This is a genomic window from Rhodocyclaceae bacterium, assembly GCA_020248265.1.
Taxonomy (GTDB): Bacteria; Pseudomonadota; Gammaproteobacteria; order Burkholderiales; family CAIKXV01; genus CAIKXV01.
Genome location: JADCHX010000008.1, coordinates 199,308 through 221,579, shown reverse-complemented (window position 1 = coordinate 221,579; position 22,272 = coordinate 199,308). Strand labels below are relative to the sequence as shown.

The following is a 22,272-nucleotide window of genomic DNA, read 5'->3' as shown; positions in this document are numbered from 1 at the left end:
CCCCTTCCGGGCACATTCAGGGAACGTACGTCCGATGAAGATCGTCATCCTCGGCGCCGGCCAGGTCGGTTCGACCGTCGCCGAAAGCCTCGTCTCCGAGGCGAACGACATCACCATCGTCGACATGGATGGCGACCGGCTGCGCAACCTCGCGGACCATCTCGACCTGCGCACCGTGGAGGGCAACGCGGCGCACCCGTCGATCCTGCGCGCCGCCGGGGCCGACGACGCCGACCTGATCCTGGCGGTGACGCAGAGCGACCAGACGAACATGGTCGCCTGCAAGCTAGCCGCCACGCTGTTCCATGTGCCCACGCGCATCGCGCGCATCCGCTCGCAGGACTACCTCGGCCACCCCGAGGTGTTCGAAGGCGACAACTTCGCCATCGACGTCACGATCTGCCCGGAACAGATAGTCACCGACTACATCACCAAGCTGATCGAGTTCCCGGAGTCGCTGCAGGTGGTCGACTTCGCCAACGGCCGGGTGCGGCTGGTGGCGGTGAAGGCCTTCACCGGCGGCCCGATGGTCGGCCACCCGCTGTCGGATATCCGCAAGCACATCCCCGAGGTCGACAGCCGGGTGGCCGCGATCTTCCGCGGCGACTCGCCGCTGATCCCGACCGGCGACACGGTGATCGAGCATGGCGACGAGGTGTTCTTCCTGGCCGCGCGCGAGAACATCCGCACGGTGCTGCGCGAGCTGCGCCGGATGGACCGGCCGGTAAGGCGGGTGATGATCGCCGGTGGCGGCAACATCGGCTCACGGCTGGCAAAGGCGCTCGAATCCAGCTACCAGGTGAAGCTGATCGAACTGAACAAGCGCGCCGGCGAGCGCCTGTCCGAAGAACTCGACAGCACGCTGATCCTGATCGGCGACTCCACCGACGAAGAGCTGCTCGAGACCGAGCACGTCGGCGAGATGGACGTGTTCTGCGCGCTGACCAACGACGACGAGAACAACATCATGTCCTCGCTGCTCGCCAAGCGCATGGGGGCGCGGCGCGTGATCACCCTGATCAACCGCAGCGCCTACGTCGACCTGGTGCACGGCGGCCAGATCGACATCGCGATCTCGCCGGCGAACACCACGATCGGCGCGCTGCTCGCCCATGTGCGCCGGGGCGACTGCGCCGCCGTGCATTCGCTGCGCAGGGGCGCGGCCGAGGCGCTGGAAATCATCGCCCACGGCGATACACGGTCGTCGAAGGTGGTCGGCCGCAGGGTCGAGGACATCGCGCTGCCCAGGGGCGCGACCATCGCGGCGATCGTGCGCCGCGCCGTGCCGTCGAGCGACGACGAGATCGCCTGCCCGATCGGCGCTGACGACACGGTGATCATCGCCCACCACGACACGGTGATCGAGAAGAACGACCACGTGATCGTGTTCGCGGTATCGAAGCAGCTGGTGCCGAAGATCGAGAAGCTGTTTTCCGTCGGGGTAGGCTTCTTCTAGGATGGCCAGGCTCCGCTCGCCGGACTTCGCCGCCAGCGAACTGCGGCGCAACCTTTCGGTCGTCAACGCGCTGGGCGTGGTGACGCTGATCTTCGGCGCCACCATGGCCTTCCCGCTGCTGATCTCGTGGTGGACCGGCGATGGAGCCGTATTCGCATACGACGTCGCGATGCTGGTGACCTGTAGTGTCGGTGGCATCGCATGGCTCGCCACGTCGCGATACAAGCGCGAGCTCGAAGTGCGCGACGCCTTCCTGCTGGTGGTCCTGGTGTGGACCGTGCTGCCGGCCTTCGCGACGCTGCCGCTGCTGCGCACGATCGACGGGCTCAGCTTCACCGACGCCTACTTCGAGACGGTTTCCGGCATCACGACCACGGGCGCGACAGTGCTCACGGGCCTGGAGAATCTGCCGGTGTCGATCAACGTCTGGCGCACCCAGCTCGTCTGGATGGGCGGCATGGGCCTGATCGTGCTCGCGGTCGCGGTGCTTCCCCTGCTCGGCGTCGGCGGACGACAGCTGTTCAAGGCGGAGACACCAGGGCCGATGAAGGACACCAAGCTCACGCCGCGCCTGGCCGAGACCGCCAAGGGCTTGTGGCTGGTGTACGGCCTGGTATCGGCCGCCTGCATGCTCGCCTACTGGCTGGCCGGCATGCAGCCACTGGACGCGATGATGCACATGTTCTCGACCATGGGGCTGGGCGGCTTCTCCAGCTACGACGCGAGCTTCGGCGCCTTCGACTCGGTGGCGATCGAGGTGGTCGCGATCGTGTTCATGCTGGTGGCAGGGATCAATTTCGCCACCCATTTCGGCGCGTTCCGGGCGCGTTCGACAACGCCCTACCGCCAAGACGCGGAGGCGCGGCTGTTCCTGATGGTCACGCTCGGCAGCGTGCTCGCGATCGCGGTGTATCTGTGGCAGAAGCAGGTCTATCCGGACTTCGCCACCGCGCTCCGGTTCGCGGCATTCAACACGGTGTCGATCGCGACCACCACCGGACTGGTGAACGCCGACTATGCGCAGTGGCCGATGATTGCCGGCCTGTGGATGCTCTTCCTGTCGAGCTTCTGCACCAGCGCCGGATCGACTGGCGGTGGCATCAAGATGGTCCGCGCAGCGATCCTCTACCAGCAGGTGTATCGAGAGTTCATCCGGATCCTGCATCCGAATGCGTACACACAGGTCAAGTTCGGCGGCACCGTGGTGCCGAACCATGTCGTGTTCGCGGTGCTGGCCTTCCTGTTCGTCTACATCGCGATCATCGTCACCCTCACGCTGGCGCTTGTCGCCAGTGAACTCGACGTGGTGACAGCGTTCACCGCAGTGGTCGCGAGCGTGAACAACACGGGCCCTGGCCTGGGCGAGGTCGGCCCGGCCGGCAACTACCAGGGCCTGACCGACTTCCAGACCTGGGTCTGCACCTTCGCCATGCTGCTCGGCCGCCTCGAACTGTTCACCCTGCTGATCGTCTTCACACCCGTCTTCTGGCGCAAATAGAAACCCGGGTCTGACCCCGGGGTCAGACCCCAGCGTCTGCCACCGGACCTCGGGGGCTGACCCTGGGGTCAGACCCGGAAGTTCAGGAGAGCCAGGCGAGGATCCTGGGGTCGAAGGCGCTGCGGTGGCGGGCGATCACGGGTTCGGCGGCGTCGATGAAGGCCTGGCGTTCATGCGCGGTGGGTACGATCACTTCGTTCTTCGCCGGGTCTAGCTGGGACAGCACGAACGCGTCCTCGGCGCCGGCCAGTTCGCGCTGGTAGACCGTCGCCTCGCGGGCGGCTTCGAGCACGGCCTGCTGCACGTCGGCGGGCCAGCCGTTCCATACCCGCGCGTTCAGGATGAACGCGGTGCCACCGAACAGGTGGCCGGTCAGGGTCATGTAGCGGTGGTAGTCCTGCACGCCGAAGTTGTAGGTGTTGGTCAGGGGATTCTCCTGCGCATCGAAGCGCGGGCCTGCGACCTGCTCGACGAACTCCTTCACGTCGACCGGGATAGGAACGAAGCCCAGCGCGGCGAACAGCTCTTCGTGCAGCGCGCTCATCTGGGTGCGGATGGTCAGCCCCCGGCAGTCGGCCGGCGTGCGGATCGGGCGCACCTTGTTCGACAGGTGGCGGAAGCCGTTGTCCCAGAGGCCGAGCAACCGCACGCCTGTATTCGCATGCATGCCGGCCTCGAGCAGCGCACCGAGTTCGCCGTCGAACGCCGCATGCACCGTCGGCCGGTCGCGCACGATGAACGGCAGCTCGAGCGCGCCGAACTCGGGCACAGGCCGGGTGAAGCGCACCGACGAGATGTAGCAGGCCTCGAGTTCGCCGCTCTCGACCATCGACGGCAGGTCGCCGGATAGCCGCCCGAGGTCGAGCACGTTGCCGATGAGTTCGAACTGCACGCGATCCTCGCCCAGGCGCGCGATGAGCCGTTCGCCGAAGCGCCGTGCCGCCTGGTTGTGGATCGACGCCGGCATCTGGTAGCCGCCGAAGCGGATGCGGATCGGTGTGTTCGACTGCGCCATCGCAGCCTCCTCTCGTGTGGTGTACGCGCCGGGTTGACGAACTGCAAGCAATGGATGCTATCGCAAAGCGATGAGCTGCCCGACGCAGCCATGCGCCGAGGAAAGCGTGCGTTCCCCGGAGCGTTGGGTCTAGAATGCCCCGGTGAACGAACCGACGCCTGCCCCAGCCCCCTCGACCTTCTCCGTCGTCGGGCTCGCGCTCAGGCGGCCGTACACGTTCATCGTGATGGCGCTGCTGATCCTGCTCGCCACACCGTTCGTCCTGCGCAACATGGCGACGGACATCTTTCCCGAGATCGACATCCCGGTGGTCAGCATCATCTGGACCTACAACGGGCTGTCGGCACAGGAGATGGGCCAGCGCGTGGCCAACACCACCGAGCGCGGCCTGACGACCACCGTCAGCGACATCGCGCACATCGAATCGGTGTCGCTCACTGGCGTCTCGGTGCTGAAGATCTTCTTCCAGCAGGGTGCGAACATCCAGACCGCGCTCGCGCAGGTGGTGGCGGCGGTGCAGCCGCAGGTGCGCCAGCTGCCCCCGGGCATCACGCCGCCGCTGATCATCAAGTATTCGGCCTCGAGCATCCCGGTGGTGCAGCTCGCGCTGTCGAGCCCGACGCTGCCCGAGCAGGCGGTATTCGACGCCGCGGTGACCCAGCTGCGCCCGCAGCTGGTGACCATCCCGGGCGCGGCGATCCCGTTCCCGTACGGCGGCAAGATCCGCGTGGTGTCGGTCGACCTGGACATCCCGGCGCTGCAGGCGCGCGGGCTCGCGCCGGCCGACGTGGTGAATGCGGTCAACGCCCAGAACCTGATCCTGCCGGCCGGCACCGCGAAGTTCGGCGACACCGAATACAGCGTGAAGATGAACAGCTCGCCGGATGCAATCACCGGGCTGGGCGAACTGCCGGTGCGCACCACCGGCGGCACCACGGTCTACCTGCGCGATGTCGCAGCGGTGCGCGACGGCTTCTCGCCGCAGACCAACGTCGTGCGCCAGGACGGCAACCGCGGCGTGCTGCTGTCGGTGCTGAAGAACGGTGGCGCGTCGACGGTCGACATCGTGAACGACCTGCTCGCGATGCTGCCCAAGGCGGTGAAGATCCTGCCGGAAGACATCAAGGTCACGCCACTGTTCGACCAGTCGGTGTTCGTCAAGGCGGCGGTGAACGCCGTGGTGGTCGAGGCGCTGATCGCCGCCGGCCTCACCGCACTGATGGTGCTGCTGTTCCTGGGTAACTGGCGCAGCACGGTGATCATCGCGATGACCATCCCGCTGTCGATCCTGGCCTCGATCATCATGCTGCACATCCTGGGCGAGACGCTGAACCTGATGACGCTGGGTGGCCTCGCGCTGTCGGTGGGCATCCTGGTCGACCAGGCGATCGTGACGATCGAGAACATCGAGCGCCACCTGCACCTGGGCAAGCCGCTGGAAGAGGCGATCCTCGTCGGCGCCGGCGAGATCGGCGTGCCGGCCTTCGTCGCCACGCTGTGCATCTGCATCGTGTTCGTGCCGATGTTCTTCCTGTCCGGCGTCGCGCGCTTCCTGTTCGTGCCGCTGGCCGAGGCGGTGGTGTTCGCGATGATCGCGTCCTACATCCTGTCGCGCACGCTGGTGCCGACGATGGTGATGCTGCTGATGCGCGATGTGCACGGCAGGGCTGAGCCCGCCGGCGCCCGGCCGAGCCTGCTGCAGCGGGTCTACCGCGGCTTCGACCAGAGATTCGAGCATGTGCGCCGCGCATACACCATCACGCTGTCGGCCGCGCTGGCCTCGCGCAAGACCTTCGCCGTGGTGTTCCTCGGCTTCTGTGCGCTGTCCTGCCTGCTGTTCCCGTTCCTCGGCCAGGACTTCTTTCCGTCGGTCGACGCAGGGCAGATCCGGCTGCACCTGCGCGCACCCACCGGTACACGCATCGAGCAGACCGCGCGCATCGCCGACCAGGTCGAGACGGCGATCCGCGAGATGGTCCCGCCGGAAGAGCTCGAGACCATCCTCGACAACATCGGCGTGCCCAACAGCGGCATCAACCTGTCCTACAGCAACGCCGGCACCATCGGCACCTTCGACGCGGAAGTGCTGATCGCGCTGAAGAAGGGCCACCGGCCTACCGACGAGATCATCAGCCAGTTGCGCCTGGAACTGCCGAAGCGGTTCCCCGGCGTCGAGTTCTTCTTCCAGCCTGCGGACATCGTCACCCAGATCCTGAACTTCGGCCTGCCGGCGGCGATCGACATCCAGTTCTCCGGCGCACGCATGGAGCAGAACGCGGCGCTGGCCGGCGAACTGGTGAAGTCGATCCGGCAGATCCCGGGCGCAGTCGACGTGCATGTGCACCAGCGGCTCGACAACCCGGCCATCGACCTGCGCATGGACCGCGCGCGGCTGCAGCAGGTGGGCATGACCGCCTTCAACGTCGGCCAGAACGTGCTGATCTCGCTCTCGGGCAGCGCGCAGACAGCCCCGGCGTTCTGGCTCAACCCGGCCAACGGCGTGGTGTACAGCGTGCAGATGTCGGCGCCGCAGTACAGCATCGATTCGCTCGACGGCCTGCTCAACATCCCGGTCGGTGCAGCAGGCGTCGGCAGCCTGGCCGGCAGCGCACCGCAGGTGCTGGGCAACCTGGTCGAGGCGCGACCGGGGCGCAGCCTGTCGATCGTCTCGCGCTACAACCTGTCGCCGGTGGTCGATGTCTACGTGAGCGTGCAGGGCACCGACCTGGCCTCGGTCGCGCGCCAGGTCGAGAAGAAGGTCGATGAGATCCGTCCGAAGCTGCCGCGCGGCAGCGACGTCACGATCCGCGGCCAGGTGCTGACCATGCAGGAGTCGTTCCTCGGCCTGGGCGTGGGCCTGGCGATGGCGATCGTGCTGGTCTACCTGCTGATCGTGGTCAACTTCCAGTCGTGGACCGACGCCTTCATCATCATCATGGCGCTGCCCGCGGCGCTCGGAGGCATCGCCTGGATGCTGTTCATCACCGGCACCACGCTGAGCGTGCCGGCGCTCACTGGCGCGATCATGACGATGGGCGTGGCCACCGCCAACAGCATCCTGGTGGTGTCGTTCGCGCGCGACCGGCTGGCGGCCGGGGTGCCGCCGCTGTCGGCGGCGCTGGAGGCCGGTGCCACCCGCATCCGCCCGGTGCTGATGACCGCGCTGGCGATGGTCATCGGCATGGTGCCGATGGCGCTGGGCATCGGCGAAGGCGCCGAGCAGAATGCGCCGCTCGGCCGCGCGGTGATCGGCGGCCTGCTGCTCGCCACCGTGTCCACGCTGTTCTTCGTGCCGGTGCTGTTCGCCGACGTCCACCAGCGCATCGCCCGGCGCAAGGCCGCGCGCACCGGCACCGGCAACGCGGCCGGCGATGCCGGGCCGCCGTCTTCGCCCGCGCCAGTCGGCACCTGACCTGCAGCGGCATAGCGACACACGGAGCCTCGTCTTCATGCCTGAACAACGCCACCACGACCTCGCGATACATCCGATCGAGGACACCGACCCCGCCGACCTGATGCAGCGGCGCGCGGTCGTCCGGCGCGGCAAGTGGCTGGCCTTCATCGTCGTGCTGCTGCTCGCGGTGGGCGCCGGCCGCGCGGTGGTGATCCGGAACACGAACGCCAGTGCGCTGGAAGCCAGCATCGCCGACCTGTCCAAGGTCTATGTGCGGGTGACCCAGCCGAAGACCTCGGACGCCGGCCAGACAGTGACCCTGCCCGGCACGCTGCAGGGCTACACCCAGTCGCCGATCGGCGCACGCGCCAGTGGCTACGTGAAGCGCTGGCACCGCGACATCGGCAGCCGGGTGAAGGCCGGCGACCTGCTCGCCGAGATCGACACGCCCGAGATCGACCAGCAACTGATCCAGGCGCTGGCCGCGCGCGAACAGACCGCCGCCAGCCTGGCGCTCGCCACGAGTTCGCTCGAACGCTGGGAGGCCCTGCGCCGGAAGGACGCCGTCTCGCAGCAGGAACTCGACGAGCGGCGTAGCAACGAGGTGCAGGCCCGCGCCAATCTGGCCGCCGCGGATGCGAACATCGTGCGGCTGCGCCAGCTGGAGAGCTTCAAGCGGGTGGTCGCACCGTTCTCCGGCGTGATCACCCGGCGCAGCGTCGATGTCGGCGACCTGATCGACGCTGGCGGCGGTGCCGCCCGTGCGCTGTTCGTGCTGACCCAGACCGAGACGCTGCGCGCCTTCATCTCGGTACCGCAGAGCTACGCGCACCTGGTGCGCGCCGGCCAGGAGGTGAAGGTCACCCAGATCGAGTTGCAGGGCCGGGTGTTCGCCGGCAAGGTGGTGCGTACCTCGTCGGCGATCGACCCCGCCACGCGCACGATGCAGGTGGAAGTGAACCTGCCCAACCCGGACGGCGCGCTGATGCCGGGCGCGTTCATCCAGGTCGCGCTGCCGCTGAAGGCGAGCCAGGCGACGACGGTCGAGACGAACACGCTGATGTTCCGTGCCGAAGGCGTGCGGGTCGCAGTGGTCGGCGCCGATGGCGTCGTCAAGCTGCGCCCGGTGCGGATCGGCCGCAACTTCGGTCCGACGGTCGAAATCCTGGAAGGCATCACGACGGGCGACCGGGTCGTGATGAACCCGTCCGATTCGATCGGCGAGGGCGACAAGGTGACCATCGTCACGGTGCCGCCCGGTGGCCGTGACGGCGCGAAGGGCGCCGCCGGCAAGGGTGCGCCCGACAAGGCGACCGGCAAGGATGCGGAGAAGGCAGCCGGCAAGGGCACGGCGCAGGGGCAGCCGAAGTCATGAGAACGGTGCGTCGCCGACCGGATCGACTGCGCCGGCGCACGCTGCTCGCACTGGCCGCGCTGCTGCCCGGGTGTACCGCCGGCCCTGACTACAGGCGCCCGGCGCTGGCGATGCCCGAGGGCTGGAAGGTCGAGGCGCCGTTCCGTGCAGGCACGCCGGATGACGGCGCAGCGAAGGGCCCGTGGTGGCAGCGCTTCGGCGATCCGACGCTCGACGACCTGCAGGGCCGGGCGATGCGCGACAGCGCCACGCTGGAGATCGCCGCCGCGCGACTCGCGCAGACCGGCGCGCTGCTCGAGACCGCGCTGTCGGCGCGTTACCCGCAGGTAGCCGCTGCGCTGCGCGACCAGCGGCTGCGCATCTCCAGCAACCGGCCGCTGACCAACTATGCACAGCGCCAGTTCACGACGGTGCAGGACGACTACCTGGCCGTGCTCTCGGTGTCCTACGAGGTCGACTTTGCCGGCCGGGTGCAGCGATCGATCGAGGGGGCGCGCGCCAATGCGGCGCAGTCGGCTGCCGACTTCGAGAATGCGCGCCTGCTGCTGTCGGCCGATCTCTCCACGGCCTATTTCAACCTGCGCGCGGTCGATATCGAACTGGACGTGCTCGCGCGCTCGATCGCCCTGCAGCAGCGTTCGCTGTCGCTCGCACGTTCGAGGCATGAACTCGGTGCGGCGTCGGGCCTGGACATCGCGCAGCAGCAGGCGCTGGTCGACAGCACACTGACGCAGGTCGACCTGCTGCGCCGGCAGCGCAGCCAGTTCGAACACGCGATCGCGACGCTCACCGGCACGCCGGCACCGCTGTTCTCGCTGCCGCCGCAGGCGCATCCGCTCAATCCGCCAGTGGTTCCGATCGGCGTGCCATCGGACCTGCTCGAACGGCGTCCCGACGTGGCGGCCGCCGAGCGCGCGATGGCCGTGGCCAACGCGCAGGTGGGTATCGTAGAGGCTGCGTTCTATCCGAGCATCGTGCTCGGCAGCACCTTTGGCGGACAGAGCCGCGACCTGTCCAGCCTGTTCACGGTACCCAGCATGGTCTGGTCGATCGGCGCGAGCCTCGCCCAGCCGATCTTCGACGGCGGACGCCTGCGTGGGCTGTCGGCGAGCGCGCAGGCTGGCTACGACATCGCGGTCGGCAACTACCGGCGCGTCGTGCTGACCGCGATGCAGGAGGCCGAGGACGGCATCCTCGGCCTGGCTGCGCTCGAACGCGCGCATGCGCAGGCGCTGAAGGCAGTGGCCAGCGCCAACCGGGTATTCGACATCGCGACCGCCCGCTACGAGGGCGGCATCGCAACCTCGCTCGACGTGATCGTCGCGCAGCAGTTGCAGCTCAACGCAGAACGGCTGGCGGCACAGCTGCTCGGCCAGCGCATGCTCGCCTCGGTGTTCCTGGTGAAGGCGCTCGGCGGCGACTGGCAGGGGTTCGAAAAAGCCGCGTCCAAGTCCGTCCCCACGTCTACCCCCTGAGGCTGCGCCCGCTCAGGCGATCGGCAGGCCCGGCACGGTCGCGCGGCACAGTTCGTCGTGCAGCGCGACCACCGGCGCCACCGCCGGATCGACCGCGCCACCGCCCACGGTCGTGACAAATCGGCAGGCCGCGAAGGCCGCGGCCTTCGCTTCGTAACCATCGATCCATGCCGTGCGCGCCGGCAGCCGCGCGGCATCCACCGGCCACACGCCGGGCCGCGGCCGCAGGCGGTCTTCGATGCCGATGCGCCACGGCTTGGCGGTCACGCGCGCACGGAAGCAGCGCTGGTTCAGGCACATCCGCACATAGACCGGGTCGGCATCGACAGCCTGGAAGAACTTCAGCGCCTCCGGGTCGGCGGGGTCGAAGGTGCGATGGGTCGCGATTACCCGCAGCCCGGCCGGCGTGCGGTAGGTACGCAGGTTCCATCCAGGGTTCGCCGCAAGGAAGCATTCGATCCGGTGCAGCGCGGCCGGCTCCGGGCCGCCGCGCCACCGCACATACAGGCGCACGGCGAACGCAGCCAGCGGCGCGAACACCACCAGCGACACCGACAGCAGCAGGCCGAACAGCAGCCATGACTGCTGGACCAGACCGGCGCACACCGCGCCCAGCGCGAGCACCGCCAGCAGGACCAGGCTCGCCCGCCAGGGCGAGCGTGCCTCGAAATCGATATCCGCGAACAGCACGTCGGGCACGTTCAGGCAGCGTGCGCCATAGCTGTTGCGGGTGACCACCACGCGGCCCTGGCGGCCGGTGATCTCCTCGCGGATCGGCACGCCTGCCGCGCCGTTGTACGGCATCTTCGGTTCGCGCTTCGGAAGCGGCTCGCCGGCGACGATGCGCTGCATCGCTTCCGCCGCGCGCGCATCGGCCATCGCCTGCGCATCGTCCTGGCCTGCATCGGACCAGCCGAAGCGGCGCACCGTGACCTGCCGGTCGCCGGCACGCTGCTGCACTCGGGCCTCGGCCCAGTAGGCGGGTACGATCATGGTGTGCTCAGCCTGTCCTCAGGCGCCAGCCAGTTCGAAGCGGCGCACCTCGCCGGGGAACCGGCGCGCGGCCACCAGCATCATGCCCTCGAACATCATGTTCGCCGCCAGGAACGCCGCCATGCCGGACACATCGTGCGGCGGGCTCACCGTGTTCACGTCGACCGCGACGATGTCCAGGCCGTGCAGCCGGCGGAACATGTCGATGCCCTCGCGCGCAGACAGGCCGCCCCAGCTCGGCGCACAGACACCGGGCGCACACGACGGGTCGAACGCATCCATGTCGAGGCACAGGTAGACCGGCCGGCCTTCCAGCTTCTGCCGCAGGTCGGCCATCACCGCCGGGATGCCGCGTGCCATCAGCTGGTTCATCGTGACGATGTTGTAGCCGAGCTCGTTCGTGTGACCGAAGCCACCGGGCCGGAACACCGTGCCGCGCACGCCGACATGCCAGCTGTTGGTGGTATCGACCAGTTCCTCGACCGCTGCATAGTGGAACTGCGTGCCCGCGTTGTGTTCGTCCGGCCCGGGCGGCAGCGCGCTGTCGGTATGCGAATCGATGTGCAGCACCGCCATGCCGCGGTGGCGCCGGCCGACCGCGCGGATCACCGGCAGCGAGATGCTGCCGTCCGCACCCATGGTGATCGGCACCGCGCCACCGTCGACGATCGCGCCGACCGCGGCCTCGATCTGCGCGAACGCCGCATGCGTCTTCGACGGCACCAGCTTCACGTCGCCCACGTCGACCAGGCCGAGCTTCTCGGCGACCGGGAAGTCGGCGAACTCCGGGTTCCAGTGGCGCATCAGCCGCGACTGCTCGCGGATCGAGGTCGGGCCCTGGCGCGCGCCGACGCGGAACGCATGCGTACCCACGTCGAAGGGGATGCCGAGCACCGCCGCATGGGCACCGGCGATCTCGGTCGCGTAGGGCACGCCCATGAAGGTGTTCGGGCCGCTGCACAGATCCTTCAGCGACACGGACGATGGGGTATTCGATTTCGGGTCGTTCAACTCAGTCTGCCTTGATGTTCGCTTCGCGCGCGATGCGCCGGAAGAGAGCCAGGTCGCCCTCGATGATCTTGCCGAACTCGGCCGGGGTGCTCGACTTCGGGTCGACCGCCAGCGTCGGGAAGCGCTCCTTCGCTTCGGGCGTGGCCACCACCCGCACCAGTTCGGCATTGATCGACTGGATCACCGCCTTCGGCGTCGCACCGGGGGCGATCACGCCCCACCAGTGGTCGGACACCATGCCCTTGATGCCCAGTTCGGCGAAGGTCGGCACATCCGGCTGCGACGGATGCCGGCGCAGGGCGGCGATCGCCAGCACCTGCAGCTTGCCCGCGCCGGCCAACGCTGCGGCCGAGGCGAAGGTCGAGAACACCGCATCGACCTGGCCACCGGCGGCATCGGCCAGTGCCGGGGCGGAGCCCTTGTACGGCACGTGCACGATATCGACGCCTGCAGCCCGCTTGAACAGCTCGACCATGAAGTGGGTGGTGGCGCCGTTGCCGCCGGAACCGATGGTCACCTGCCCCGGCTTCGCGCGGGCAGCCACGGCCAGCGACTGCGCATCGCGATGCCGGCCGCGACCGCTGAACAGGTACTGCGCCGAGGTGCCGAGCAGGCCGACCGGCGCGAAGTCCTTCACCGGATCGTACGGCAGGTTCTGCAGCACGCTGGAGGACGCCGGGAACGCGGTGTCGGCAAGCAGCAGCGTGTAACCGTCGGGATTGGCCCGCGCCACCACTGCATTGCCGATGGAGGTGCCCGCGCCGGGCCGGGTGTCGATGATCACCGGCTGGCGCAACGTGTCGGTGATACGCGCGCCGACGATACGGGCGATCACGTCGGAGCTGCCGCCGGCGGAGAACGGTACGACCATCCGTACTGGCCGGTCGGGCCAGGCCTGCGCGGCCGCGGCAGGCAGGTACGACGTTGCGCACAGCACGGCTGCGGCCAGTGCAACCCGGGCGCGGACGCCCTTCCATTGACTATAGTGTCCGAGCACCGCTGTGCCTCGCCTGCGACCGTTGGAAGCGCCGAGTATTGCGCGCAGGGCGCGGCCGGGCAAGGCGCCACGGCAGCGGCCTCCCGATTTCTCTCGTTGATTCCTCATTGTTCAAGCGGTCGCGCAGAGGGACCGAACGAGCGGCTGAAGGCTCGCGGCGTCTTCGAGAATGCCGACCTGCTCGATGCTGGCCTTGACCTGCACGGGATCGAGGATGCCGGTGCAGCACTCCTCGTACTTGCCTGCAATGTCGCCCCACGTGGCTGGCTGCTCCGGCCAACCGCGGGCGGATGACCGCGCAACGGACAGTCGCCTGCCATCCTTGAGGCTTACTGAAAGTCGCATTTCCCCCCAGTTGACGCCGCCGGTCCACGCACCGTGGTGATGTTTCAGATCGGCTGGGACTCGAACGTCCACCCGGCGCATCAGGGCTTGTACGTCGGCAGAGCGCACACGTTGATCCGTATACTGATCGAGTCCGGCCTTTCGATCGATCAGCGCGATCGCCATGCTGTAGGGCAGGCAGAAGCGGGCCTTGTGCCCGTCATCTGCCTCGCGGTATGAACCCAGCTTCATGGCCTGGGTCGTGCATTCAAGTTCGATGCGTTCGACCTGTTCGGGCAACAGGTCATGCGCCTGCGCGAGATCGACCATCCCGTCGATTGCCGACGAGGCGGCTGTGTGGCCGGGATGCATCCGGACGACGGTCGTGTTGTCTGCGAGCTCCCATGCTTGACCAAGATCCTGCGCCATCTTTTCCAGGCTGTAGTTGCCCGCGCCGTTGAAGGTTTCGGCCAGTCCGAACCGGACATGGCCATCGATGCCGTCGTCGACGCCTTCAATGGCATCCGGGTCGACCTTGAATCCGCGACTGGCCAACAGCGCAGAGAAGATCCCGCAACGAACGGCATGGCCCACATGAAAGGCCTTGCCCATCGAGCCGACGTTCTTGCGGATGCCGGATGCCTCCGAGGCCGTGATCCCGAGTGCCATCCTGGTTTGCATGACGTCAAGGCCGAGCAGGCGGCAACTGGCAGCGGTCACGCCGAAAGCACCGAGCAGACAGGGCGAGTGCCAGCCTCGATCGAACAACTGGGAACCCAGCCCCTTGGAAATGTGCGTCGCGACCTGGAAGCCGATCACGAAGCCTTCGAGCATGCGTCGGCCGGTCAGTCCGGCGTATTCAGCGACGGCCAGTGCGCCGGGTACGAGTGACGCGCTGAGATGCGTCACCCTGCGCGTGTAGTCGTCGTACTCGAGCGCGTGTGCGGCGACGCCGTTGACAAATCCGGCGAGCTCGACCGACGTGCGGTCCGGGCGTCCGATCAGGGTCACCTGGGCGTGGCCACCGAGCAGGCTCGCCGTATCCCTTGCAATCCGTGCGGAGTCATGCCGTGACCCAGCTACGGTCACGCCCAGGGTATCCAGGAAACGCAGCTTCGCCGAAGCGATCGCCGCCGGGGGAATGGACCCGGCAGGCGTTTCCACTATGAACTGTGCAAGCTTTTCGGTTACACCCATGATTGTTCCCTCTCGGCGTCCATTTGCTGCTCGACTGCGGGGTCATTCGGCCTTCATGCGAACCGAACGGATCACGGCCCCCCACTTTTCGTAGTCATTCCTGATGAAGGCAGCGAGTGCCGCAGGCGTTCCTCCGCCGGGCTCGGCCCCGTCGGCCGCCAGGCGCCTTCTCATGTCATCGGTGCCCACGACCCTGTTCAGTTCGGTGTTGAGCCGCTCGATGACAGGTGTCGGAAGGCCCGCCGGGCCCGACACCGCCCACCATTGAATGGATTCGAACCCGGGCAGCCCAGACTCGGATACGGTGGGCACGCCCGGTTCCAGTTCCATCCGCTTCAGGCTGGTGACAGCCAGCGCCCGCAGCCTTCCAGCACGCACCTGAGGGGCCACGCTCGAGTACGCCGCGGTCAGCAGGGTCACGTGTCCGGCAACAGTGTCGACGACAGCCGGCGCGGCGCCCTTGTACGGGACGTGCAGCATCTTGATACCGGCGCGCTGGGCAAACATTTCAGCGGTTACGTGAATGATGGTGCCCACGCCGCTCGAAGCGAAGCTCATGGCGCCGGGACGCGCGTTCGCCATCGCGATGAAGTCCTTTACGTTCTTCACTGGCAGCGAGGGCGGCACGACGATCATCTGCGGCGAAGAGGCGATCAGGGCAATGGCAACGAAACTTGCGACCGGGTCGTAGGGGACCTTGTTGATGTGGGGATTGATCGACATCGGACTGGTCGAGGAGACCAGCAGGGTGTAGCCGTCAGGCGCCGCTCGCGCGACGTTGTCCGTACCGATGGCGCCCCCGGCACCCGAGCGGTTGTCGACGATCACCTGGATTGCCAATGCCTCGCTCAGCTTCTGTGCGGTCAGGCGCCCCATGATGTCGATGGCGCCACCCGGCGGAAACGGCACCACGAGCCGAATCACCTTTTCCGGATAGGTTCCGGCTTGCGGCATTGCTGCGGTCGGCAGCAATGCAACGGATACGACTGCAGCCATCGGAACCACGATCCTTGCTGCTTTCTGCATCGGGCACCTCAAATGTGTTCGTGTGCGCGGAGCATGGGATCCGCGATCACTCCACCGATTGACTGGCGTTTCCATCGATGCCCCACTGCCACGTGGAAGGCCTCGTGCCCGCCCGGCTGGAAGCCCGTTTTCCAAGCCAGTAGGCCAGAGACTCGCCGACGCCTGCAAACGGCGATTCGATGCCGAGCTTCTGTGCGGCGTCTATTGGCCAGTTCGGGTTGTGAAGGAACTCGCGTCCCAGCGCGGTCAGGTCCGCGCCACCGGAACGGATGATCTCGTCTGCCTGATCCGCATGAATGATCAAGCCTACTGCCATGGTCTTTACGCCCGCGCCATTACGGATGGCACGGGCGTATGGCACCTGATAGCCATACCCCGGCGCCTCACCGGTTGCTGCGTCGGACATCCCGCCGGCGCTGCAGTCAATGACATCGACGCCGTATTCCTTCAGCACGCCTGCCACCTTGACGCTGTCCTCGATGCTCCAGCCGGACTCGTCGACGGCCGATACGCGCATGAAGAGGGGCTTGTCTTCCGGCCAGGACTTGCGAACCGCACGGACCACTTCGATGGCGAACCGCATGCGCTTTTCCGGTGATCCGCCATATTCGTCGGTGCGTTGATTGGCGACCGGCGACAGGAACTGGTGTATCAGATAGCCGTGGGCGCCATGCAACTCCAGCACCTGAAAACCGGCTTCGAGCGCTCGGCGTGCGGCCTGTTCCCAGTGTGAAAGCGATTCCTGGATGTCGTCATGCGTCATCTGGCGCGGCATGGAGTACCTGTCGGAGAACGCAATCGCGCTGGGGGCGATCAATTCCCACTCCTCGCCATGGTCGACGCCCGGGCACTGGGCCATCGGCATGCGACCCTCCCATGGCACGCTGCGGCGCGCCTTGCGTCCGGAATGGCCGAGTTGTATGCCCGCCACCGCGCCGTTCTTCCTGATCAGGTCGGTGATCCGCTTCAGCGGCGCGATGAAATCGTCCTTCCAGAGACCCAGATCGCGCGGCGTCGAACAGCCGCGTGGATCAACCTTGGTCGATTCGACAAACACCAGGCCAGCGCCGCCCGCGGCAAACTTTCCGTAGTGCATCAGGTGCCAGTCGTTGACGTGACCGTTGTCGGCGCAATACTGCAGCATCGGTGAAACCACGATGCGGTTCTTCAGCGTGATGCCACGGATCGTCAGCGGCGAGAACAATCGGGAGTCCATGTCTTCGATTCCTTGGGTCACACTGATCCCTGGCGTGCTGCGTGTGGTTGAACGTGAGGGCGCCCGGGGCAATACAGGCAGCAACGCTTCACTCGGGCTTTATCCCGGCGGACTTCACGACACGCGTCCATTTGGCGATCTCGGCTTCGAGGAAGGGCTTCATGGCGGTGAGCGGCATGTCGAACGGCACCGCACCCATGCCGGCAAGGCGCTGCTGCGCGCCTGGCGTCTGCTTCATCTGCGTCACCAGCGCGTTCAGCCTTTCGACGACGCTTGCAGGCGCTTTCGACGGCGCCACCATGCAATAGAACAACAGGCTTTCGTAGCCTGGAAGTCCGCTCTCGGCAATTGACGGCGTGTCCGCAAGGCTGGGGGTGCGGTTGAGGGTCGCTACCGCGACAGCACGCAATCGGCCCGATTGGATGTGCGGCAATGCCGCCACCACGTTGCTGAATGCAAGCTGCACGTGTCCACCCACCAAAGCCGCCAGCGCCGGCGCATCACCCTGATAGGTAACCTGGAGCATGTCGATGCCTGCCATCTGCTTGAAGAGCGCCATGTTCATGTGGGAGCTCGAGCCGATGCTGGAAGTACCGTGCGTGAGCGCACCCGGCCGCGCTTTCGCCATCTTGATGATCTCGCTCACGGACTTTGCCGCGAATGAAGGATGCGAAACCAGCACGCCGGGTACATGCGCGACCATTGCGACCGGCGCAAAATCACGGATCGGGTCGTACGGCAACTTGCCGTAAAGGGCCATGCCGGTGGTCAGTACGCCGCTGTAGGTGAAGAGCAGCGTGTAGCCGTCGGGAGAGGCTTTCGCCACGGCAGCCGCCGCGATCTGGCCGTTCGCGCCGCCGCGATTGTCCACGACGACCGGCTGTCCCAGAGAGTCCTCCATCCCCGACTGGAAGAGTCGACCCAGCATGTCGGTGGCTCCGCCGGGTGGCGACGGAATCAGCATCCGCACCGGCCTGGAAGGATAGGACTGTTGCGCATGGGCGGCGAGACCTGGCCACTGGCAGGCCAGCAGGATGAAAATGATTCGAGTCGAAGTCTTCATGCGGGCCCTGATGACGTTGAAATGGTCTGTCCTGCCGTCGCCCCGAAAGCCTTCACTTCGGGACGAGCCCTTCCTCGATTGCCTTGATCTGCAGCGCCACGAAGCGCGAGAAGATCCGGCAGTTGGAGAAACTTCCCCCTGCGAACCACAAGCCTTCCTGCGATGTGCGCTTCCACATGTTGTTCATTTCGCCGTCTGGCCCCAGCCCCCACACGGGACCGATCTTTTCTGCAATGGCTTCGCCCAGAAGCTTCTTCACGACGACCTGCTGCGGCTCGAAGCCGGTGCCCAGGACGATCAGGTCCGCCGGTACCAGGGAGTTATCCTTGAGCAGGGCGCCGCCGGGCGCGAAGCGTTCGATACGCTCGAACTGCAGCAGGCCGACCTCGCCCTGGACGATCAGCTGGGAGCATCCGCCGTCAAGGTTGTAGCCCCCGTATCGCGTCCGTATCAGCATGTTGTGACCGAGGTGGTCATCGCCGTCGTACCACTTGAACCCGCGCGCGATCAGGCCGTCGATGAGCTTCCGGTCGAACTCGACCATGCGGGCGGTCATGGTCTTGAGGATGCGCTTCAACACCGGCAGGGTGTTGATGGCCACCAGCAGGTCGCCATCGTCGAGCGGAACGCCGTCATAGACGGCGTAGGTCAGTTTCGCGCTCGGATTGATGCTCAACACCATGCTTGGACCGCGCTGGATGAGCGTGGTCTGGACGCCGTTGGCGTGCAGGTCCTGTGCGATGTCATGCCCGCTGCTGCCGGTACCGAGCACCAGCGCCTTCCTGCCACGCCAGTTGGCACCATTGCTGAATGCGCTGGTGTGCATCAGGTCGCCCTTGAAGTCCCTGAGGCCTGGCAGGTCGGGGATGCTCGGCTCGCCGACCAGTCCGTTGGCGAAGACCAGGTGCTTTGGCCGCAAGGTGCGCTCGCGCCCATCCGTCGTGTTGCGTACCACGACAGACCATCTGCCTGCCGCATCATCGTAGCTGCCACGAGCCAGTTCGGCGCTGGTCCAGAAGTTGATTTCCATCGCCATGACGTAAGCCTCGAACCACTCGGCGAGCATGTCCTTGGGGAGGTACACGGGCCAGTTCGGCGGGAACGGCATGTAGGGCAGATGGTTGAATTCCGTGGGATTGTGCAGCGCGAGAGAGTGGTAACGCGTCCGCCAGCAATCGCCGACCCTCGCAAGACGGTCGATCACCAGGGTGTCGACAGAAAGATGACCCAGCGTTGCGGCCACGGTCAGCCCTGCCTGCCCGCCGCCGACCACCAGCACAGTGGGCTCGCGGTCGATGTACCGCTCACTCGCGATGCGCTGGTCTTTCCAGTTGGTGCCTCCGAAATTGCGTGAATAGGCCGCCCCGGTCGGACGACGTTCACCGATCTTTTCCTCGAACCCCTTGAGCTCATGCAGATTGGTCATGAGCTGGAAGGCCCTGGTCGGGTCGCTGGCCGGAAGGCGGACCACGCCGAAGCCACGGCCCACTGCGGTCTCGTATCGGAAGATGCCCTCGAATACTTCGGCACCGGCGCGCAGCACCACCCTGGGCGGTGTGCGCTCCGCCGCGATGACGAAATTGCGCGCCTTCGTGGCGGGCTGCCTGGACATCATCAGGGCAGCGATGGCGGCAGGGCCCTCGCAGGGCGTGATGCTCCATGTAAAGCCAAACAGGTCGCGCCAGTGGCTGTCCAGCCCGAACAGCGCAGCGATGGAGGCCTCGCTGTCGCCCTGCAGGGCGACATTGAGCCGTTCGAGCCAGCGCTCGACGTGAGCCTCTGCCGACTGCGCAGCAGGTGCGGGAACCGCAGACTGACTGATGATGCCTCCTCCGTTTAGCCTTCAGGTGACGTCAGGCGCCACTGCTGCGCCGGTACGAATCGACCGGTCGTTGATGTTGCCCGGGCCGGACTGCATCGCCCGGCTTTTTAGGGAACGCTATTCTGGGGGAAACGACGGCTTTCCGCACATCGCTGTCCAGGCTCGATCATGGCTCCCGCGCCGTCTCGTGATTCAGCGCCGCATTCGCGATGTCGCGCAATCTTGCCTTCTGGATCTTGTTGCCGTTCGCGCTCGGGGTGACCGGGAACGCCTCGATGGGCAGGATGTGCTCGGGCACCTTGTATTTCGCGATGCGCTGCGCACAATGCGCGATCAATGCCGAGGCGTCGACCGTGGCGCCCTCGCGTGCGATGACGAACGCCACGGGTCGCGTACCACGTGGCCCGTCTATCCCCACGACCTGGCTCGTGAGCACCGCAGGATGTTCGTCGAGCACGGCCTCGATCTCGAGCGGATTGACCAGGAACCCGGCCAGCCGCATCACGTCGCCCATCCGCGCCACAAAGATGAAGCTGTTGTCCCCGGTCGTGTAACCCAGATCGCCGCTTTTCAGGTAGCCGTCAGCCGTAAAGGCGGCGGCCGTCGCAGCCGGGTTCGCGTAGTACTCGGACATCATGCTCGGCACGTGGAATTCGAGTTCGCCGCGGACGCCGTGGCCGAGAATCGAACCGGTTTCCGGATCGCGCGCACGGACACGCCCCTCCGGCGCGATCAGGGTTCCGCCCCCGAGTTCCCGCTCTGCTGGAGGTGCATCGTGGGGGTGGCGCGACAGAAGCGCCTGTACCTCGCTCATGCCATAGGTACCCATCAGCGTGAGGCCGCGTGCCTGCGCAGGCGCCGCCTGCCCGCCGCGCGCACCAATCACCATCCGCACGCTCGGGAAAGGCACTGCCTCCGTGGTGGTTGCAAGCAGTTGCGCGACGATGTCGCCGACCGCCGGGAAGTGGGTGATGCGATGGTCGCGAATGGCCTGCGCCGCGGCCCGCGCCTCGAACGTTGGCAAGAGGATGAGCGGACGACCGGCCGCTAGCGCGGCAGTCGCCATGCACAGGCCCATGACACCGCACATCGGGATGGTGAGAAGTACGGCAGCGCCCTCGGCGTCGAAGCCGAATGCACCTGCCATGGCACCGGCATGGTGGGCAATGGATCGCTGCGCATGCAGAACGAACTTGGGCGCTCGAGTGGTGCCGGAAGTCGTGAAGATGATGCAGCCAGAGTCTGGCGCCACGCCCTGCGCCGGATACTCGGGCCGGCGCGCAAGGTCATGGTAATGCTTCACCGGAAGCCCGAGCAGGGACGGGCGCGCAGGGGCTTCGGGCGACTCGTCGTAAGCCACGATCGAGGTCAGTCCAGCCAGTGCGCCGGGCGGAATGTCGGACAGGATGCCGGCGAAATCGATCTTGCGAAAGCCCGGCCAGAACACCAGCAATTTCGCACCTGAGCGGCCGACGATGTCGGACACCTCGCTGCTCTTGAAGCGCGTATTCACCGTGACGACGACTGCGCCGATCTGCGCGCAGGCGAAGAAGCAGGCAAGCCAGGCCGGAACGTTGGGCAGCCACAGTGCCACGCGATCACCCGGTCCGATGCCGAGCTCGACAAATCCCTGTGCGACGCGCCGGCTTTCTTCCGCCAGGTCGCCCTGGCTCATCCGACGTTCCCCATATATCAGCGCGGGCGTATCCGCTCCGACCGTACCGCGATGGGAAAGCAATTCCGTCAGGGATGAAGACATGGTGCGTGGCTCCGCGAGTCCGGCACGAGCCGCCCCCGCTGGCCGGCTCGCACGTCTGTCATGCTGGTTTCTCGGAAGGTCGTTTTACATGAATGCGCCCGAGCCAGCGCAGACGGGTTCTGCACGAACATGTTGGCGTAACTCGGGTCAGAGTCACTTTTCCACTCGATGAACCGAACACTGCTTCCTCGCGGCCCCACCGGTAGCCTCGTGTTTTTCCTTGCCGGTCGGCCTCAGGCTTCCCGCGGCACGCCCAACGTGTCGAGCGCCGCGGTGAAGCGCCCGACGTCACCGACGCAGTACGCCGGGACGAGCCACTCATCCTTGCCGGGACCGCGCAGGTGGATCCAGTCCTGGGATTCGGTCCACGGCGTCCGGCGATAGCTTTTCACGTCCGCGACCGGTATTCGCTTTTCCCAGCGACCGGCGAAGAAGAAAAGGCCCTCGCGGTCGATCCGGCTGCCGCTGCGCCGGCCGAGCACGAAGAACCCTGCAGCGAACAGCGTCGAGAACAGCGCCACGGCGAGGAATCCTGGCGGAGCACCGTACGACCAGCCCACCCAGCTGATCGCCGCGCCGAGGATGGCCGCCACGGCCACGATCGGTCGGCGCGTCGACTCGGCGTGCTGGTAGAGAAGCGCGGGCATCAGG

The 22,272-nt window shown here is 66.7% G+C and carries 16 protein-coding genes; 5 read left to right on the top strand and 11 right to left on the bottom strand.

Going from position 1 to position 22,272, the window contains the following annotated elements:
• Positions 1-34: 34 nt before the first annotated feature.
• The gene (gene trkA / locus ING98_09455) at positions 35-1,456 is read left to right on the top strand and encodes a Trk system potassium transporter TrkA (GenBank protein ID MCA3102089.1); all 1,422 of its coding nucleotides are present in this window, start codon (positions 35-37) and stop codon (positions 1,454-1,456) included.
• A gap of 40 nt (positions 1,457-1,496) precedes the next feature.
• Positions 1,497-2,954 carry a TrkH family potassium uptake protein gene (locus tag ING98_09450; GenBank protein ID MCA3102088.1) on the top strand — a complete coding sequence of 486 codons (1,458 nt, stop codon included), beginning with the start codon at positions 1,497-1,499 and terminating at the stop codon, positions 2,952-2,954.
• Between the two features lie 82 nt (positions 2,955-3,036).
• Here the strand turns inward: ING98_09450 and ING98_09445 are convergent, their stop codons facing one another.
• Entirely contained in the window at positions 3,037-3,969 is a 933-nt protein-coding gene (locus tag ING98_09445; protein ID MCA3102087.1) for a TRAP transporter substrate-binding protein, read from the bottom strand.
• A gap of 226 nt (positions 3,970-4,195) precedes the next feature.
• Here ING98_09445 and ING98_09440 point away from each other — a divergent pair, with 226 nt between their 5' ends.
• From ING98_09440 to ING98_09430, 3 genes are read left to right on the top strand one after another with little or no spacing between them, the layout of a single operon-like run.
• The gene (locus ING98_09440; protein ID MCA3102086.1) at positions 4,196-7,381 is read left to right on the top strand and encodes an efflux RND transporter permease subunit; all 3,186 of its coding nucleotides are present in this window, start codon (positions 4,196-4,198) and stop codon (positions 7,379-7,381) included.
• Positions 7,382-7,418: 37 nt separating this feature from the next.
• Positions 7,419-8,738, top strand: a complete 1,320-nt coding sequence (locus tag ING98_09435; GenBank protein MCA3102085.1) for an efflux RND transporter periplasmic adaptor subunit — start codon at positions 7,419-7,421, stop codon at positions 8,736-8,738.
• The gene (locus ING98_09430; GenBank protein MCA3102084.1) at positions 8,735-10,213 is read left to right on the top strand and encodes an efflux transporter outer membrane subunit; all 1,479 of its coding nucleotides are present in this window, start codon (positions 8,735-8,737) and stop codon (positions 10,211-10,213) included. The genes ING98_09435 and ING98_09430 overlap by 4 nt, the downstream gene beginning before the upstream one ends.
• A gap of 12 nt (positions 10,214-10,225) precedes the next feature.
• Here the strand turns inward: ING98_09430 and ING98_09425 are convergent, their stop codons facing one another.
• The 10 genes from ING98_09425 to ING98_09380 form a co-directional block, all read right to left on the bottom strand.
• Positions 10,226-11,206, bottom strand: a complete 981-nt coding sequence (locus ING98_09425) for a hypothetical protein (GenBank protein ID MCA3102083.1) — start codon at positions 11,204-11,206, stop codon at positions 10,226-10,228.
• A gap of 18 nt (positions 11,207-11,224) precedes the next feature.
• Positions 11,225-12,145, bottom strand: coding sequence for an arginase family protein (locus tag ING98_09420; GenBank protein ID MCA3102082.1), 921 nt, complete (start codon positions 12,143-12,145; stop codon positions 11,225-11,227).
• Between the two features lie 73 nt (positions 12,146-12,218).
• A complete protein-coding gene (locus ING98_09415; GenBank protein ID MCA3102081.1) occupies positions 12,219-13,214 on the bottom strand; it encodes a tripartite tricarboxylate transporter substrate binding protein in 996 nt (331 codons plus the stop codon).
• A 111-nt stretch (positions 13,215-13,325) separates the two neighbouring features.
• Complete coding sequence (locus ING98_09410; protein ID MCA3102080.1) at positions 13,326-14,735, bottom strand: MmgE/PrpD family protein; 1,410 nt, start codon at positions 14,733-14,735, stop codon at positions 13,326-13,328.
• A gap of 42 nt (positions 14,736-14,777) precedes the next feature.
• The gene (locus tag ING98_09405) at positions 14,778-15,731 is read right to left on the bottom strand and encodes a tripartite tricarboxylate transporter substrate binding protein (GenBank protein ID MCA3102079.1); all 954 of its coding nucleotides are present in this window, start codon (positions 15,729-15,731) and stop codon (positions 14,778-14,780) included.
• Between the two features lie 76 nt (positions 15,732-15,807).
• Positions 15,808-16,977, bottom strand: a complete 1,170-nt coding sequence (locus ING98_09400) for an NADH:flavin oxidoreductase/NADH oxidase (GenBank protein ID MCA3102078.1) — start codon at positions 16,975-16,977, stop codon at positions 15,808-15,810.
• Between the two features lie 88 nt (positions 16,978-17,065).
• A complete protein-coding gene (locus tag ING98_09395; GenBank protein ID MCA3102077.1) occupies positions 17,066-18,040 on the bottom strand; it encodes a tripartite tricarboxylate transporter substrate binding protein in 975 nt (324 codons plus the stop codon).
• Between the two features lie 52 nt (positions 18,041-18,092).
• Positions 18,093-19,655 carry an NAD(P)/FAD-dependent oxidoreductase gene (locus ING98_09390; GenBank protein ID MCA3102076.1) on the bottom strand — a complete coding sequence of 521 codons (1,563 nt, stop codon included), beginning with the start codon at positions 19,653-19,655 and terminating at the stop codon, positions 18,093-18,095.
• Positions 19,656-20,028: 373 nt separating this feature from the next.
• On the bottom strand, positions 20,029-21,537 hold the full coding sequence (locus ING98_09385) for an AMP-binding protein (GenBank protein MCA3102075.1): 1,509 nt from the start codon (positions 21,535-21,537) through the stop codon (positions 20,029-20,031).
• A gap of 317 nt (positions 21,538-21,854) precedes the next feature.
• Positions 21,855-22,268, bottom strand: a complete 414-nt coding sequence (locus ING98_09380; GenBank protein MCA3102074.1) for a hypothetical protein — start codon at positions 22,266-22,268, stop codon at positions 21,855-21,857.
• Positions 22,269-22,272 lie beyond the last annotated feature (4 nt).